Genomic DNA, 15347 nt, shown 5'->3' with positions numbered 1-15347 from the left:
TTCCCTAGCCGGGAAGCGGTCCGGTCGTTCGGGGGCGCGCCGGGGCGGTGCTGTCCCTGACGATCAGCCGCGTGGACAGTTCCACCCGCGGGCTCTCGATGGCCTCCCCCTCCACCATGCGCAGCACGGTCCGGGCCGCCATCATGCCCATCTCCGCGAGGGGCTGGTGCACCGTGGTCAGGGGCGGCGACGACCAGCGGGCCTGGGGCAGGTCGTCGAAGCCCACGACGCTCACGTCGTCCGGCACCCGTACACCCCTGCGCCGTGCCCCCTCGTAGACCCCGAGAGCCATCTGGTCGTTGGCCGCTACGACGGCCGTGGGGGGATCGCTGGACGACAGCAGCACGTCCGCGGCGCGGGCTCCGGAGGCGTAGTCGAAGTTGCCCGGGACGACGAGGTCCGGGTCGAACGGAAGGCCGGCGCGGTCGAGGCCGGCGCGGTACCCGTCCAGCCGGGCCCGGGCCGACAGGAGCGTCGGCGTGCCGGCGACGAAGGCGATGCGCCGGTGCCCGAGCCCGGTCAGGTGCTCGGTGGCGCTCAGCCCGCCGGCCCAGTTGGTCACCCCGATCGTGGGCACGTCCAGGTCGCGCACGCCGGCCGGGTCCACCACCACTGCGGGTACCTGCAGGTTCCGCAGCTCCGCGTGCAGCTCGGGGTCCAGCTCGCCGGTCACCAGGATCACGCCGTCGCTGGCTCGGGCGCTCAGGTTCTCCAGCCACTCCCGGGCGGCGCTGGCCCGGCGGTGGATGGCCGTGACGACGGTCCCGACACCGGCTGCGTGTGCCGCATCCTCCACGCCCCGGATGATCTCGACCGCCCAGGGGCTGTCCAGATCGTTGAAGACCAGGTCGACGAGGCGGGCCCGCCGCTGGGGCCGCACACCACGCCGCTGGTAACCGTGGTCGCGGAGCAGCTGCTCGACGCGCTGACGCGTTCGCGGCGCGACATCGGACCGTCCGTTGAGCACGCGGGACACCGTGGGGACGGAGACGCCGGCCTCGGCGGCGATGTCCGCGATCGTCACCGGATGTGCCTGCTCGTCGGCCACCATGCCCTCCTCGTCGGGCCGTCAGCCTACGGCCGCCGGGCCGAGGGGTCGGTCGCCGGCTGCAAGAACCACCCCGGCGGGTCAGGGGGACGGCCTCGTGGGGAGGGACACGCGGACCGACGAGGCAGTCCGCCGGTTGCCCTTGACGCATGGGATGTGACCTTCGTAACGTTCCGGCACGTCTTCCGGAAATTACCGGAAACGGCAACGACGCCGACGAGAGGTCGAGAATGCGCACACTGAGCTTTGGTTCCAGCGCCGTCACGCGCTGCGCGGTGGGACTGGGCGTGCTGCCCGTCGTCCTGGCCGCAACGGTCCTGCCGGCCACGGCAGCGCCCAAGGACAGGGCGGCCCCGCCCGTCCAGGCGCAGGAGGACCAGTCCTACGGCCAGGCCAAGAAGCACGGCCTGCGCACGGTCGCCCCCGACGACCTGGTGATCGGCACCGCTGTCGCCGGTGGCGGACACCACCTGAACGCCGACTACCCGGACCCGTTCACCTACGACGACAAGTACCGGAAGATCCTCGCCGCCGAGTTCAGCTCGGTGTCGCCGGAGAACCAGATGAAGTGGGACTTCATCCACCCGGAGCCCGGGGTCTACAACTTCGCCGCGGCCGACGCCATCGTCGACTTCGCCGAGGCCAACGGTCAGGTCGTGCGCGGCCACACGCTCCTGTGGCACAGCCAGCTGCCGGCCTGGGTGCACGAGATCGAGGACCCCGCGGAGCTCCGCGCCGTCCTCAAGGACCACATCCAGACGGTGGTCGGCCGCTACGCGGGCCGCATCCAGCAGTGGGACGTCGCGAACGAGATCTTCGCCGACGAGTGGGACCGGGGCGGCGTGCGGCTGCGGGACGGTTCGAGCGCCGCGACTGCCAACCCGTTCATCGCGAAGCTCGGCCCGGGCATCATCGCCGACGCCTTCCGCTGGGCGCACGAGGCCGACCCGGAGGCGAAGCTCTTCCTCAACGACTACGCCGTCGAGGACTGGAACACCAAGAGCACCGCCTACTACAACCTCGCCAAGGAGCTGCTGGCGCAGGGTGTCCCCCTGCACGGCTTCGCCTTCCAGGCCCACCTGGACCTGCAGTACGACTTCCCCACGTCCCTGCAGCGGAACATGCAGCGTTTCGACGACCTGGGGCTCGAGACCGCCATCACCGAGCTGGACGTCCGGTTCGAGCTCCCCGCCGACGGCGTGCCCACGCCGGAGCTGCTGCAGGAGCAGGCCGACACCTACCAGGGCGTGCTCGAGGCGTGCCTCGCGGTCGAGGAGTGCAACTCCTTCACCATCTGGGGCTTCAACGACAAGTACTCGTGGGTGCCCGGGTTCTTCACCGGCTTCGGTGAGGCGACCGTGATGTGGGAGGACTACGAGCGCAAGCCCGCGTACTACGCCCTGCACGAGACCCTCGCGGCCGCGCAGGACTGATCGGGTTCGGCACCTGCAGCTGCCGGGCGGTCGTTCCTCCGAGCGGCCGCCCGGCACCGGCGCAACGCCTCCGTTCCCCAGCACCGTCCGCCGCCGAGCACCCGCCTCCAGGGCTCACGCATCCCGAAGGACCACTTGCGATGACTGCTGTCCGTACCCGCTCGTTCCGGCGCCTCGCGGCGCCGCTCGTCCTCGCCGCCCTCGCCGTCGGCAGCACTGCGCCCGCCTCCGCCGACGGCGCCGGCCCCGGCGCCGGCCCCGGCGCCGGCCAGGGCGGCAAGGCCACCGCCGAGGTCGTCACGACGACCAAGCTCCAGGGCGACGTGGCCGCCCTCACCTTCGACGACGGTCCGAACCCCTACGACACCCCGCGCCTGCTCGAGGTGCTCAAGGACAACAACGTCAAGGCGGTGTTCTGCCTCTGGGGCGACTTCATCAAGCAGCACCCGCACCTGGTGCGCGACATCGTCGCGGGGGGCCACACCCTCTGCAACCACACGATGACCCACCCCAACCTGGCCGGCTGGTCGCCGGACCAGGCGTTCACGGCGGAAGAGGTCCGGGCCGAGATCGAGGCGACCAGCGCCCTCATCCGCGAGGTCGCGCCGAACGCGCCCATCCCGTACTTCCGTGCCCCTTACGGCGCCTGGGGGGAGCACAGCGCCCGGATCGCCGCGGACATGGGCATGCAGCCGCTGGGCTGGCAGGTCGTGATCGAGGACTGGGCGACCCAGGACGCCGATGTGCTGGCTCAGCGGCTGGAGTCCGGCATCCGGGCGAACCCCGGTGGGGTCGTGCTGATGCACGACGGCCCGTCGGGTGACCCGATGCTGCGCCACGGCACGGTCGAGGCCGTCGCGCGGGTGATCCCGGAGCTCAAGGCAGAGGGCTGGCGCTTCCACCAGCCCGACCGCCGCGGCTGACGGCGCGGTCGCAGCTCCTCGGCCGGTCCCTCGTGGATGCACGGGGCTGGTCGAGGCGCGTCCCGGCGCCGGAATGTGATCATCGGCGTCACCCTGGGTAGGGCCGGACCTGCGACCGAGAGGAGACGGCCCATGCCGAAGACCACGAAGAAGGGCGACGCGAAGCAGTCGGAGCTGCCGAGCACGCTGCGCCGGTCGGAGAATAAGGCCCAGCGCACGTTCACCAAGGCCTACGACTCCGCCGTCGACGAGTACGACGACGAGGAGCGCGCCAACCGCACCGCCTGGGCCGCCGTCAAGCACTCGTTCGAGAAGGTGGGCGACCACTGGGAGAAGAAGGCCGGTGGCAAGAAGGGCCCGTCCGACGAGCAGGCGAAGGGCGGTAGCGGCACCGGGAAGCAGACGAAGGGCGGGGTCGACGCCAACGCCACCAAGGAGCACCTGCTCGACGTGGCCAAGAAGCTCGACATCTCCGGCCGCTCGAAGATGAAGAAGAAGGACCTGGTCGACGCCATCCAGAAGGCGAACGACAAGAAGACCGCAGCCGCGCGGAAGAAGTAGGCCGCCCACCGGCGGCCCGCGCCGGGCCGCCGGTGGTCAGCCGATGAGCAGGAACTCGGTCTGCCGCTCGCCGAGGAACCGGGCCCCGTCGCCGGTGAGGGCCAGGCCCTCCTCCAGACCCAGCCGCACGCACTGACCGCCCCACTCGGGCACCGGGTGCCGGACGGCGAGCTCCAGCGCGTACACGGTGTCGGGGTGCACCGGGTAGTCGCCCGCGCCCGGCAGACGGTCCTGCTCGTCCCACTGCCCGATGGCCGGTCCGGCGCCGTGCCCGTGGTAGCCGACGGGGTGGGAGTACACCTCGCCGTCGATCCCCTCGGCGGCCGCGGCGGCCCTGGCCGCGGCCAGCACCTCGTTGCCGGTGCGCCCGGGGACGAGCGCCGCGACGGTGAGGTCCTGCAGCCGGTGGGCCGCCCGCATGGCCGCGCGCAGCCCGTCGGGCGCCGACCGCTCCTGCGGGCGGAGGACGTAGGCGTTGTGCTGGTTGTCCGTGCGCAGCCCCAGGCAGGTCAGCCCCACGTCGCAGTGCAGCAGGTCGCCCGGTTCGATCACGGCGTCGTAGGGGACGGCCGGCAGCAGCGTGCCGCGTTCCTCGGCCAGCGGCACCCCCGCCCGCTGGATGAGGACCGAGGGCTGGAACCACGGCTCGACGCCGAGGTCGTGCAGCCGCTGGCGGATCCACCACGCCACGTCGAGGGCCGTCGTCGTCCCCGCCGTCACGACCGGAGAGGAGAACGCCTCGGCGATCACGTCACGCGCCAGGCGGTTGAGGGCGTGCAGCGCGGCGATCTCCTCGGGCAGCCGCGTCTCCAGCCAGCCGACGGCGAGCTGCTCGGCCGACACCACCCGCCCGGCCCAGGGGCCGAGGGCGTCGACCAGCAACCGGTGCTCGGTGTGGGAGAGCCCGTCAGCGTGCGCGAAGTCCGCCGAGACGTCGACGCCGATCCGGCGCGGGTCGGCCTGCTCCACGAACCGGCGGACCTCCGCCCACTGCTGGTCGCCGTCGCCGCCGGCACCCGAGGAGCCCGGGTCCCAGGCCGCCACGAACTGTCCGACCGGGTACCGGGAGATCGCGGCGGGGGTCACGCCGTCGTCGCTGCGGTGCAGGACCAGGATCGTGCGCCGGCGCGCCGACAGCCAGGTCGCGGGCAGCAGGGTGCGCAGCACCGGGTCCTCGTTGCACTCGCGCCCGGCGACGATCCACAGATCGATGCCGCAGCGGTCCATGAGACCGGGCAGGACGTCGAGCAGCCGCTGGGTCAGCCAGCGGTCGCGCACGTCGGCCTGCTCGCGCAGCGGCAGGGGCACCGTCCGCGTCGGGTCAGGCGCCACGAGCGACATGGACCAAGGGAAGCAGAGAACCGGCGAATCCACCGTTCGAGACGGGGAGAGGGCCGGCGCACCTCCCTCAGGCGGTGGTCTCCTCCCGGTGCGGGGACCGCGCCCCGGGGGCGGCCGCGGTCGCCACGCGGTTGCGGCCGCGGCGCTTCGCCTCGTACATCGCCGCGTCGGCCAGATCGACCAGCCGCCACAGCGCGGCCACCGGGTCCTCGCCGTCGGCCGGCCGGGCCACCGCGAGCCCGACGGACGCCGTCACCCCGTACCCCTCCGGCGTCCGCGCGGCGGCCACTGCGCTCCGCAGCCGCTCGGCCAGGCGGCGGCCCTCGGCCGCGTCGGACACCGAGCCCACCACCACGAGCTCCTCGCCCCCGGTGCGGGCCAGCACCTCGGTCGGTCGTACCGTGGCGGCGAGCGAGCGCGCCACCGCGGTCAGGACGTCGTCGCCGGTGGCGTGCCCGTACTGGTCGTTGAGCTTCTTGAAGTGGTCCAGGTCGAGGACCATGGCGCTCACCCGCATGCCGTCGCGCCGCGCCTGGCGCCACAGGCGCGGCGCCTGCTCGATCAGGTACCTGCGGTTGAACAGCCCGGTCAGCGGGTCGAGGCGGGTGAGGTCCTCCGTGGCCGCCAGCAGCCGCTGCACCCGGCGCCGCAGCAGGAAGACCCCCAGCGCGGCGGCGTTCAGCATGCCGGCGCTGACCCCGACCTGCACGCCCAGCCCGATGGCGTTGTCGTAGCTCGGCCACAGCGCGAGCAGGCAGACCGCGGCCGTCACGAGCATGTGCACCCACAGCTGGCGCAGCTCCAGGAACCAGGCGGCGATCAGCGCCGGGAACAGCAGCATCAAGGGGGTGGCGTAGCGCAGCGGGTCGTGGATGCAGAGGACGACGACGAGGTAGACGAGGTCGCCGGCCAGCACCAGCACGAAGGTGTGCCGGGGGCTGATGCGGCCGCGCGCGGCGATCGAGGCCCCCAGCGACAGGAGCAGCAGCATCGTCGCGGAATAGGCCCATCGGCCGGCACCCTCGCGCAGGACCCCGTCGACCAGCAGGTTGACCGAGCCCATGAGACCGCCGGTGATCAGCAGCGCGGCGACTGCGAGAGCGGCGAGACCACCGTCGGGTCCGCTGAGCACCGGGGTCTCCCGCACGGTCTCCTCGGCGGGCGGGTGCGTGGCGTCCGCGCTGGTCACCGCAGCAGGATGCCGCACGATCCGCAGTTCCGGGGCACATCGTGCGGCGACCGGTTCCGGATCAGGTGGGGTTCGACGCGGGCGGTGAGCCGACCGGGGTGGAAGGGTGGGGACGACGCCGAGCGAAGGAGGCTGCGCACATGGCCGGAGGGCCCTGGTTCTTCTGTCTCAAGCACCACACCGTCGAACCGCGGGAGGGGTGCGCCGAGCGGCACCGGCTCGGGCCGTACGAGACCCGCGAGGAGGCCGAGCACGCACTGCAGGCGGTCGCCGAGCGCAACGAGGAGCTCGATGCCGAGGACCGCGAATGGCGGGGCGACCCACCGGCTTCCTGAGCGGGCGGGGCATGATCGGGGCCGAGCAGCCGGGGTGGCCGGCTCCGCGGGAGGAGTGACGTGACGGACGGTCGCGCGGTCGAGGAACTGGTCATCGGGGTGCTGGGAGGCACCGGCCCGCAGGGGCGGGGGCTCGCCGTCCGGCTGGCCGCGCAGGGCCAGCGCGTGCTGCTGGGCTCCCGCGACGCCGAGCGGGCGGCCGAGGTGGCCGCCGAGGTCGCCGAGCGCGCCGCCTCGGTCGCGGGGGACGCCGAGGTGTCGGTGACCGGTGGCTCGAACGTCGACGTCGCCGGCGCTGCGGACCTGGTCATCGTGGCCGTCCCGTTCGCCGGGCATGCCGCGACGCTCGCCGAGCTGGCCACTCCGTTGGCCGGCAAGATCGTCGTCGACTGCGTCGTCCCCATGGGCTTCGACGAGCTCGGTGCCTACGTCCTGGACGTCGAGGAGGGCAGCGCCGCCCAGCAGGCCGCGGCGCTGCTGCCCGACTCCCACGTGGTCGGGGCGTTCCACCACCTGTCGGCCACGCTGCTCGAGGACCTCTCGAGGCCCACGCTCGACGGCGACGTGATGGTGGTCGGCGACGACCGCGCGTCGATGGACACCGTGCAGGCGCTGGCCGGGCGGTTGCCGGGCATGCGAGGCATCTACGCGGGCCGGCTCCGCAACGCGCGCCAGGTCGAGGCGCTGACCATCAACCTGGTGTCGGTCAACCGCCGCTACAAGGTGCACGCCGGCGTCCGCATCACCGACGTCTGAAAAGGGCCCCTTGCCCCCCACCACTCGCGAGCTCGCGGCGGGCCCCTGCAAGGGGCCGGGGCGCGGGTACTCCCCGGAGGAGGTCGACGCCTTCCTGGCCCGGGCGGCCGAGGCCCTGACGGCGCTGGCGCTGCGCCGTCCACCGCGGTTGAGCGCCGACGAGGTGCACGGCGTGGTCTTCGGCAAGCCGCGGTTCGGGCGGGGGCGCGGGTACGACGAGGACCAGGTCGACGAGCTGCTCGACCGGATCGAGCAGACCCTGCGCGCCGCGCCGGCGTGACGACCCCGCTCCTCGACGACCGCGGGACGCCGTACGGAGGCGTGCTGCCCCGTCGGGTCGTGTCGCTCGTCCCCTCGCTGACCGAGGCCGTCGCCGTCACCGATGCGAGCCTCCTGGCCGGGGCCACCGACTGGTGCACGCATCCGGCCGGGTTGGACGTGCCCCGCGTGGGCGGCACGAAGTGGCCCGACGTCGCGCGGGTGCTCGACCTCGCACCCGACCTGGTGATCGCCAACGCCGAGGAGAACCGGGAGGAGGACGTCGCGGCGCTGCGGGCCGCCGGTATCCCGGTGTGGGTGACCGCCCCCGCCACGGTGGAGGAGGCGCTGCACTCCCTCGGCCGGGTGCTCGCGGTGCTCGGGCGACCGGAACCCGACTGGCTGGTCCGTGCTCGCGCCGTCTGGGCCGACCCGCCCCGGCTGCCCGACGTCAGCGCCGCCGTCCCCATCTGGCGGCGTCCGTGGATGGTGCTGGGCCGGGACACCTTCGCCGGGGACGTGCTGGCTCGCCTCGGGGTGCGCAACGTCTTCGCCGGGCACGCCGACCGGTACCCGAGGCTCGGCCGCGACGAGCCCGCGGGCGTCCCGGCCGAGCTGGTGGTGTTCCCCGACGAGCCCTACGCCTTCAGCCCGGACGACGGTCCGGAGGCGTGGCCGCAGGCCCGGCCGGCGTTCGTCAGCGGCCGGCACCTCACCTGGTACGGCCCGTCGCTGGTTGACGCGCCCGACGTGCTGGTGCGACAGCTGACCGGCTGAGCAGACTGGGGGCGTGCTGCTGCTGGCCTCGGCGGTGGCCGTGCTGCACGCGCTGGCCGTCGTCCTCATGCTCACCGGTGCGCTGCTCGCGCTCCGTGGCCGCGGCTGCTCCTGCTGCACGCGCCGGTCGCGGTGGCGATCCTCGCCGTCAACCTGGCCGGTGCCGAGTGCCCGCTGACCGATCTGGAGCTGGCGCTGCGGGAGGCGGCCGGCGCACCGGCCTACGACGACGGCTTCCTGGGCCACTACCTGTTCGCGCCGCTCGGCCTGGACGTGGAGGCCGCCGGCACCCAGCTCGGCATCTACGCGACGGCGTTCGGGCTCGACGCCCTCGGTTACGGCCTGGTCGCGATCCGCCGGTGGCGGCGGGTCCCGTTCAGCCGGGGGAGGGCGTGAGGTCGCGCCCCAGCTGGTGGAGGAGCCCGACCATGTCGTCGTTGCGCCACCACTCGGCGACCTTGCCGCCGTCGATCCGGTAGATGTCGGTACCGCCCCACCGCACGACCGTGCCGGTCGGTGGGAGCCCGGCCAGCTCCCCGGAGTGGGTGCCGCTGCCCGTCCAGCGCGCGGCCACCCGATCGCCCTCGGCCATGACGTCGTCGAGGTGGACGTGCAGGTCGGGAAGGCCCGTCCGGATGCGGTGGAAGGACTCCCGGAGCTGCTGGAGCCCCTCGGTGTCCGGAGCCGTCCCCGGGGTTCCCGGATGCACCCGCACGTCCGCCGCGACGAACCGGTCGAGCAGGTCCGCCCGATGGGTGTTCACGCACTCGTCGACCATCCGCCGGACGACGTCCTTGTTCTCCACGGTTCCCATGGAGCACGGTGGCACCGCCCGGCCACAGCCGACAGGGCACATCGCCTCTGCGGGCGATCAGTCGAAGGAGTGCTCCGGACCGGGGAAGGCCCCGCCGCGGACGTCGTCGGCGAACTCCTGGGCCGCCCGCAGCAGCTCGCCGCGCAGGTCGGCGTACTTCTTCACGAACGTCGGCACCCGGCCGCCGTTGAGCCCGGCCATGTCCTGCCAGACCAGCACCTGGGCGTCGCAGTCCACGCCGGCGCCGATGCCGATCGTCGGGATGGACAGCTCCTTGGTCACCTGGCCGGCGATCTCGGCGGGGACCATCTCCAGGACGACGGCGAACGCGCCGGCCTCCTGCACCGCGTGCGCGTCGGCGAGCAGCTGCTCCGCACCGGCCCCGCGGCCCTGCACCCGGAAGCCACCCAGGGTGTGCTCGCTCTGCGGCGTGAAGCCGATGTGCGCCATGACCGGGATGCCGGCGTCGTGCAGCAACTGGATCTGCGGGGCCACGCGCACGCCGCCCTCGAGCTTGACCGCCTGCGCGCCGCCCTCCTTCATGAAGCGGACGGCGGTCTCGAACGCCTGCTGCGGCCCGGACTCGTAGCTGCCGAAGGGCAGGTCGGCCACGATCAGCGCCCGCTTCGTGGAACGAGTGACCGCCTTGTTCATGAGCAGCAGGTCCTCGACCGTCACCGGCACGGTGCTGCTGTGCCCGAGGACGACGTTGCCCGCGGAGTCGCCCACCAGCATCACGGGGATGCCGGCCTCCTCGAAGATGGCCGCGCTGTAGGTGTCGTAGGCGGTGAGCATCGCCCACTTCTCGCCCCGGGCCTTCGCCTGCTGCAGGTGGTGGACCCGCACCCGTGACGTCGACCGCCCGCCGTAGAGGACCGACTCGCTCATGCCTTGGCTCCTTCGCGGACGGTGGGCAGCGTCTCGCGCCACCGGTTGGTGATGGGCAGGCGCCGGTCGCGGCCGAACGCCTTGAGGCTGATCTTGGTGCCGGGCGCGGACTGGCGGCGCTTGAACTCCGCCGCGTCGACCAGACGGAGGACCCGGGCGACGACCTCCGGGTCGTGCCCGCGCTCGAGCAGCTGGGCCATGCCGAGGTCGCGGTCGACGTAGTCGGCGATGACCGCGTCGAGCTCGTCGTAGGAGGGCAGCGAGTCGCTGTCCACCTGGCCGGGGGCGAGCTCGGCCGACGGCGGCTTGTCGATCGAGTTCTGCGGGATGGGCTCGGTCTCGCCGCGATCGCGGGCGTACGCGTTGCGCCAGCGCGCCAGCTCCCAGACGAGGGTCTTCGGGACGTCCTTGATCGGGGCGAACCCGCCGGCCGAATCGCCGTACAGGGTCGAGTAGCCGACGGCGATCTCGCTCTTGTTGCCCGTCGTCAGCAGCAGGTGCCCGTGCTGGTTGGACAGGCCCATGAGCAGCGTGCCGCGCACCCGCGCCTGCAGGTTCTCCGCGGCCACCCCGGAGAGCTCGACCGAGGACTCGTAGGCGTCGACCATCGGTGCGATCGGCACGACCGAGTAGTGCAGTCCGGTCCGGCGGGCGAGGTCCTCGGCGTCGGCCAGCGAGTGCTCGCTGGACCACTTCGACGGGAGGCCGACGCCGTGCACCCGGTCGGCACCGAGCGCGTCGACGGCGAGGGCGGCGACCACGGCGGAGTCGATGCCGCCGGAGAGGCCGAGCACCACCGACGGCATGCCGTTCTTGTCGATGAAGTCGCGGAGGCCCAGGACCAGCGCCCGCCAGACCTCCTCGCGGTCGCCGAGCGGGTCGGCGACCGTCGCCGGGCGCACCTCGTACGCCTCGACGGGTTCGGAGGACAGCACGTGCCGGGTGACGGTCATCGGCCCGACGCGGCCCTCCCGCCGCTCCGGCACCGCGGACGGGTCCAGGTCCAGGTCGACGGTGAGCAGGTGCTCGACGAACTGCGGTGCCCGGGCCAGCAGCTCGCCGGTGGGGGAGACCGCCATCGAGTCGCCGTCGAACACCAGCTCGTCCTGGCCGCCGACCTGGTTGCAGTAGAGGATCGCCGCCCGCGCCTCGGCGGCCCGCCGCTGCACCAGGGGCAGCCGCAGGTCGTCCTTCGCGCGCTCGTAGGGCGAGGCGTTGGGGGAGACGACGAGATCGACGCCCGCCTGGCCGGCCACGCCGCACGGGCCGCCCTCGACCCAGAGGTCCTCGCAGACGGTCAGCGCGACGTCCACGCCGTGCAGCCGGACGACCGGCAGCTCGGTGCCCGGCACGAAGTAGCGGGCCTCGTCGAAGACGCCGTAGTTGGGCAGGTGCCGCTTGTAGTAGCGGACGACGACGTCGCCACCGTGCAGCAGCGCGGCGGCGTTGCGGGGGGCGCCTCGGCGCGGGTTGGCGTCGCTGGGCCGGTCGTCGTCGGTGCCCGGTTCGTCGACGGGCGCCGGACCGCTGCCCTCGGTGTGCGCCAGGTAGCCGACGACGACGGCGAGGTCGCCCAGCCCCTCGGCGGCCAGCCGGGCGCCCAGGTCGACGAGCGCCTGCTCGCTGGCCCGGGCGAAGGACTCGCGCAGCACGAGATCCTCGGGCGGGTAGCCGGTCAGTGTCATCTCCGGGAAGACGACGAGGTGCGCGCCGGCCTCGGCCGCCTGCGCCGCCCAGCGGACGACGAGGTCGCTGTTGCCCGCCAGGTCACCGACCCGGGTGTCGACCTGGGCCATGGCCACCCGCAACTGCACCGGCTGCTCGTTCACGCCGCACAGTCTCGCCGCTGGCCGCGGGGGAGGGCCAGGTGGGGCGCACGGCGGGCGGCGCCGGTGCGGGCATGGCCGTGGGCCGGCTGGGCGGGGTGCTGCTCGAACCGCGTCTGCGCGGCGGTCGTCAGGGCGTCAGGTCCGCACTCCGCGGCGGGTCGGTGCTCCCGTCGCCGCCGCGGGGACGACGGCCACCGCTCCCGGCACGCCGTCGACCACGGCACGGCTCACGGACCCGAAGACCGCGCCCCGCGCCGGCCCGCGGCCACGAGTCCCCACGACCACGAGTGCCGCGCCGCGCGCCTCGTCGAGAAGGGCGGACGTCGGGTCGCGGCGGACCACCTCGGGGACCACGGGGACGTCCGGGTACTCCCTGCGCCAGCGGGCGAGCGAACGGTGCAGGAGGTCGTGGGCCCCCACCTCGGTGGTGATCAGCGGTGCGGTGACGGCTTCCAGGTCGGCGGGGCGGTCGGGGGCCCACGCGTGGACGGCCGTGACCCCCAGGCCCCGCTGCTGCGCCGCCCGGAAGGCGAACCCGACGGCGGCGTCGCACCTCGGTGTTCCGTCGACCCCCACCACGACGTGCGGGCGGACCGCGCACGGTGCCCCGACCCCGGGGCGGACCACCGCGACGGGGCAGCGCGCGGAGGCGCTGAGCCGCGCGGCGAGGGATCCCGTCAGCCACCCCGGCCCGCCCCAGGACCGCCGGTCCCCGCGACTGCCCAGCACGAGCAGTCGTGCGTCGCGGCCGAGCCGGAGGAGGGCCGGCGCGACGCTCCCGGGCGCCAGGTGCGCGGTGATCTCCAGGTGCGGGTGCACCGACCGCGCCCGGGCGACCGCCGTCTCCAGCGCCCGCGCACCAGCGACCTCGATCTCGTGGAGGTCCACGGTGCCGGGGAACATCCCGGAGAGACCCAGCCCCCGGGGGAGGCGGAACGTGTGCACCACGTGCAGCGGGCACCCCTGGGCCGCGGCCTCGGCGGCCGCCCACTCCACGGCGCGTCCCGTCGGAGCGCTCCGGGCGCTGACCCCGACGACCACGGGGGCGGCGAGCCCGCGGACGCGGTCGGCGACGGGCCGCACCATCCGCGCGAACTCCGGGTCGGAGAGCAGATCGCGCTCGATCTGCAGCACGGTCAGTCGTTCGCTGTCACTGAGCACGAGCGCCTCCTCAGGGCGATCCGCACCGCGGCTATGCATCGTAACGCGATACATCGCCGCAGGACAGGGGACGCTGCGCGGGGATCGTGGTCTCATGTCGGCGTGGCCGCTCCCGACGACGTCCCCAGCGGTCCGCCGCTGAGCAAGCGGGACTTCGAGGCGCTGGCCCGCTTCCGGTTCGGCATCCGCCGGTACCTGCGCTTCAGCGAGGAGACCGTGCGCCGGCACGGGCTCACCCCGCAGCAGTACCAGCTGCTCCTGGCGATCAAGGGCTTCCCGGACCGGGACTGGGCCGCGGTGCGGGAGCTGGCCGACCGGCTGCAGCTGCGGCACCACAGCGTGGTGGAGCTGGTCAACCGGGCGCAGAGCCAGGGGCTGGTGGACCGGGCGCCGCACCCGACCGACGCCCGGGCGGTGCGGGTGGAGCTGACCGCCGAGGGGGAGCGCATCCTGGCCCGGCTGAGCGCCCTGCACCGCGACGAGCTGCGCCGGCAGGACACTGCGCTCTTCCCCCCCACCTGGGAGGGTTGAACCGGGAATCCGGGTTCCCGCGACGGGCGCGGCAGCGCGGCACCGTGTGCGAATCGCCCGGACAGGGCACGCTGGCGGGCGAATTCACCTCCCGGAAACGAGCGGACTGGATCATGGCGGGCATGGACCGACAGCAGGAGTTCGTCCTGCGAACCCTGGAAGAGCGCGACATCCGCTTCGTGCGGTTGTGGTTCACCGATGTGAGCGGCTACCTCAAGGCCGTCGCGGTGGCCCCCGCCGAGATCGAGGCGGCGTTCGCCGAGGGCATCGGCTTCGACGGCTCGGCGGTCGAGGGCTTCGCCCGCGTCTACGAGTCCGACATGCTCGCCAAGCCCGACCCGGGAACCTTCCAGGTGATGCCCGCCCGCGAGGGCCGGGCCAGCGACACCGCGCGGATGTTCTGCGACATCACGCTGCCCGACGGCTCACCGGCGTGGGCCGACCCCCGGCACGTGCTGCGCCGGGCGCTGGCCAAGGCGGCCGACATGGGGTTCACCTTCTACACCCACCCCGAGATCGAGTTCTTCCTGCTCAAGGACCTGCCGACCGACGGCAGCGCACCGACGCCGGCCGACACCGGCGGCTACTTCGACCTCTCCACGCACAACGTGGCGCACGACTTCCGCCGTGAGGCCGTCTTCGCGCTCGAGGCCATGGGCATCTCGGTGGAGTTCAGCCACCACGAGGTCGCCCCCGGCCAGCAGGAGATCGACCTGCGCTACGCGGACGCGCTGTCCATGGCGGACAACATCATGACGCTGCGGCACGTCGTCCGCGAGGTCGCGCTCGCCCAGGGCGTGCACGCCACCTTCATGCCCAAACCGTTCACCGACCTGGCCGGGTCGGCGATGCACACCCACGTGTCGCTGTTCGAGGGCGACCGCAACGCCTTCCACGACCCGGCCGACCCGATGCGGCTGTCCACGACCGGCAAGCAGTTCATCGCCGGGCTGCTCACCCACGCCCGCGAGATGACCGCCGTCACCAACCAGACGGTCAACTCCTACCGCCGGCTGCTCGCCGGCACCGAGGCCCCGACGGCGGCGACCTGGGGCCGGGCGAACCGGTCGGCCCTGGTGCGGTTGCCCTCCTACAAGCCGAGCAAGGCGCAGTCCGCCCGCGTCGAGGTGCGCTCGCCGGACTCCGCCTGCAACCCGTACCTGACCTTCGCCGTCATCCTGGCCGCCGGGCTGCGCGGCATCGAGAAGGGCTACGAGCTCCCGCCCGAGGCCGAGGACGACGTCTGGTCGCTCACCGACACCGAGCGGCGGGCGGCCGGGTACGAGGACCTCCCGGTCTCCCTCGGCGAGGCGCTGACCGCCATGCAGGGCAGCGAGCTGGTGGCCGAGACGCTCGGCGAGCACGTGTTCGAGTTCTTCCTCCGCAACAAGTGGGAGGAGTTCAACTCCTACCGGCAGAACGTGACGCCCTACGAGCTGCAGCGCTACCTGCCCGGCCTGTAGAAGGACCCCCTCGCTCCCCACGACGCGCTCCGCACGCCGC

18 protein-coding genes are annotated in these 15347 nt (G+C 73.4%); 11 read left to right on the top strand and 7 right to left on the bottom strand.

The genetic code is table 11. From position 1 onward, the window contains the following. Positions 1 to 4: 4 nt before the first annotated feature. Positions 5 to 1048: a LacI family DNA-binding transcriptional regulator gene (locus C5507_RS04850; RefSeq protein WP_242610973.1), complete on the bottom strand. Its 1044-nt coding sequence runs from the start codon at positions 1046 to 1048 to the stop codon at positions 5 to 7. Between the two features lie 230 nt (positions 1049 to 1278). On the opposite strand from C5507_RS04850, the gene C5507_RS04845 reads away from it, so the two are divergent. The 3 genes from C5507_RS04845 (at position 1279) to C5507_RS04835 (ending at position 3965) form a co-directional block, all read left to right on the top strand. After that, entirely contained in the window at positions 1279 to 2481 is a 1203-nt protein-coding gene (locus C5507_RS04845) for an endo-1,4-beta-xylanase (RefSeq protein ID WP_104527392.1), read from the top strand. Between the two features lie 140 nt (positions 2482 to 2621). After that, positions 2622 to 3404, top strand: a complete 783-nt coding sequence (locus C5507_RS04840; protein WP_104527391.1) for a polysaccharide deacetylase family protein — start codon at positions 2622 to 2624, stop codon at positions 3402 to 3404. Positions 3405 to 3536: 132 nt separating this feature from the next. After that, entirely contained in the window at positions 3537 to 3965 is a 429-nt protein-coding gene (locus C5507_RS04835) for a ChaB family protein (RefSeq protein ID WP_104527390.1), read from the top strand. A 36-nt stretch (positions 3966 to 4001) separates the two neighbouring features. Here the strand turns inward: C5507_RS04835 and C5507_RS04830 are convergent, their stop codons facing one another. Then, the gene (locus C5507_RS04830) at positions 4002 to 5306 is read right to left on the bottom strand and encodes a M24 family metallopeptidase (protein ID WP_104527389.1); all 1305 of its coding nucleotides are present in this window, start codon (positions 5304 to 5306) and stop codon (positions 4002 to 4004) included. 67 nt (positions 5307 to 5373) lie between these two features. Continuing rightward, complete coding sequence (locus tag C5507_RS04825; protein WP_242610974.1) at positions 5374 to 6495, bottom strand: GGDEF domain-containing protein; 1122 nt, start codon at positions 6493 to 6495, stop codon at positions 5374 to 5376. A 140-nt stretch (positions 6496 to 6635) separates the two neighbouring features. Here C5507_RS04825 and C5507_RS04820 point away from each other — a divergent pair, with 140 nt between their 5' ends. Genes C5507_RS04820 through C5507_RS04800 form a run of 6 tightly spaced genes read left to right on the top strand, consistent with a single transcriptional unit; the run spans position 6636 to position 9017 of the window. After that, complete coding sequence (locus C5507_RS04820; protein ID WP_104527388.1) at positions 6636 to 6830, top strand: hypothetical protein; 195 nt, start codon at positions 6636 to 6638, stop codon at positions 6828 to 6830. A 60-nt stretch (positions 6831 to 6890) separates the two neighbouring features. Continuing rightward, the gene (gene npdG, locus C5507_RS04815) at positions 6891 to 7586 is read left to right on the top strand and encodes an NADPH-dependent F420 reductase (protein ID WP_104527387.1); all 696 of its coding nucleotides are present in this window, start codon (positions 6891 to 6893) and stop codon (positions 7584 to 7586) included. A 10-nt stretch (positions 7587 to 7596) separates the two neighbouring features. Next, positions 7597 to 7866: a DivIVA domain-containing protein gene (locus C5507_RS04810; protein WP_104527386.1), complete on the top strand. Its 270-nt coding sequence runs from the start codon at positions 7597 to 7599 to the stop codon at positions 7864 to 7866. Then, the gene (locus C5507_RS04805; protein ID WP_242610975.1) at positions 7863 to 8621 is read left to right on the top strand and encodes a helical backbone metal receptor; all 759 of its coding nucleotides are present in this window, start codon (positions 7863 to 7865) and stop codon (positions 8619 to 8621) included. Before C5507_RS04810 ends, C5507_RS04805 begins: the two co-directional genes overlap by 4 nt. Before the next feature lie 13 nt (positions 8622 to 8634). Next, positions 8635 to 8799, top strand: a complete 165-nt coding sequence (locus C5507_RS23035; RefSeq protein WP_242610976.1) for a hypothetical protein — start codon at positions 8635 to 8637, stop codon at positions 8797 to 8799. Next, positions 8754 to 9017, top strand: coding sequence for a DUF2784 family protein (locus C5507_RS04800; RefSeq protein WP_242610977.1), 264 nt, complete (start codon positions 8754 to 8756; stop codon positions 9015 to 9017). The genes C5507_RS23035 and C5507_RS04800 overlap by 46 nt, the downstream gene beginning before the upstream one ends. On the opposite strand, the gene C5507_RS04795 is transcribed toward C5507_RS04800, so the two are convergent. The 4 genes from C5507_RS04795 to C5507_RS04780 all read right to left on the bottom strand — a co-directional run bounded on the left by C5507_RS04795 (position 8998) and on the right by C5507_RS04780 (position 13313). After that, the gene (locus C5507_RS04795) at positions 8998 to 9435 is read right to left on the bottom strand and encodes an ester cyclase (protein ID WP_158657512.1); all 438 of its coding nucleotides are present in this window, start codon (positions 9433 to 9435) and stop codon (positions 8998 to 9000) included. The genes C5507_RS04800 and C5507_RS04795 overlap by 20 nt on opposite strands. Positions 9436 to 9492: 57 nt before the next feature. Continuing rightward, complete coding sequence (gene panB, locus C5507_RS04790) at positions 9493 to 10323, bottom strand: 3-methyl-2-oxobutanoate hydroxymethyltransferase (RefSeq protein ID WP_104527384.1); 831 nt, start codon at positions 10321 to 10323, stop codon at positions 9493 to 9495. Then, entirely contained in the window at positions 10320 to 12152 is a 1833-nt protein-coding gene (locus C5507_RS04785) for an NAD+ synthase (RefSeq protein ID WP_242610978.1), read from the bottom strand. Before C5507_RS04785 ends, panB begins: the two co-directional genes overlap by 4 nt. Positions 12153 to 12287: 135 nt before the next feature. Continuing rightward, positions 12288 to 13313 carry a universal stress protein gene (locus tag C5507_RS04780; protein WP_158657511.1) on the bottom strand — a complete coding sequence of 342 codons (1026 nt, stop codon included), beginning with the start codon at positions 13311 to 13313 and terminating at the stop codon, positions 12288 to 12290. 102 nt (positions 13314 to 13415) lie between these two features. Between C5507_RS04780 and C5507_RS22125 the strand changes: the two genes are divergently transcribed. Both C5507_RS22125 and glnA read left to right on the top strand, forming a co-directional pair. Then, positions 13416 to 13844 (top strand): MarR family winged helix-turn-helix transcriptional regulator, encoded by a 429-nt coding sequence (locus C5507_RS22125; protein ID WP_207225670.1) that lies wholly within the window; start codon positions 13416 to 13418, stop codon positions 13842 to 13844. Positions 13845 to 13966: 122 nt separating this feature from the next. Next, positions 13967 to 15307 carry a type I glutamate--ammonia ligase gene (gene glnA / locus C5507_RS04775; RefSeq protein WP_104527448.1) on the top strand — a complete coding sequence of 447 codons (1341 nt, stop codon included), beginning with the start codon at positions 13967 to 13969 and terminating at the stop codon, positions 15305 to 15307. The last annotated feature ends 40 nt before the right edge of the window (positions 15308 to 15347 follow it).

It is taken from the genome of Blastococcus saxobsidens, from assembly GCF_002938435.1.
GTDB classification, from domain to species: Bacteria; Actinomycetota; Actinomycetes; order Mycobacteriales; family Geodermatophilaceae; genus Blastococcus; species Blastococcus saxobsidens.
This window is presented reverse-complemented; position numbering and strand designations above follow the sequence as displayed.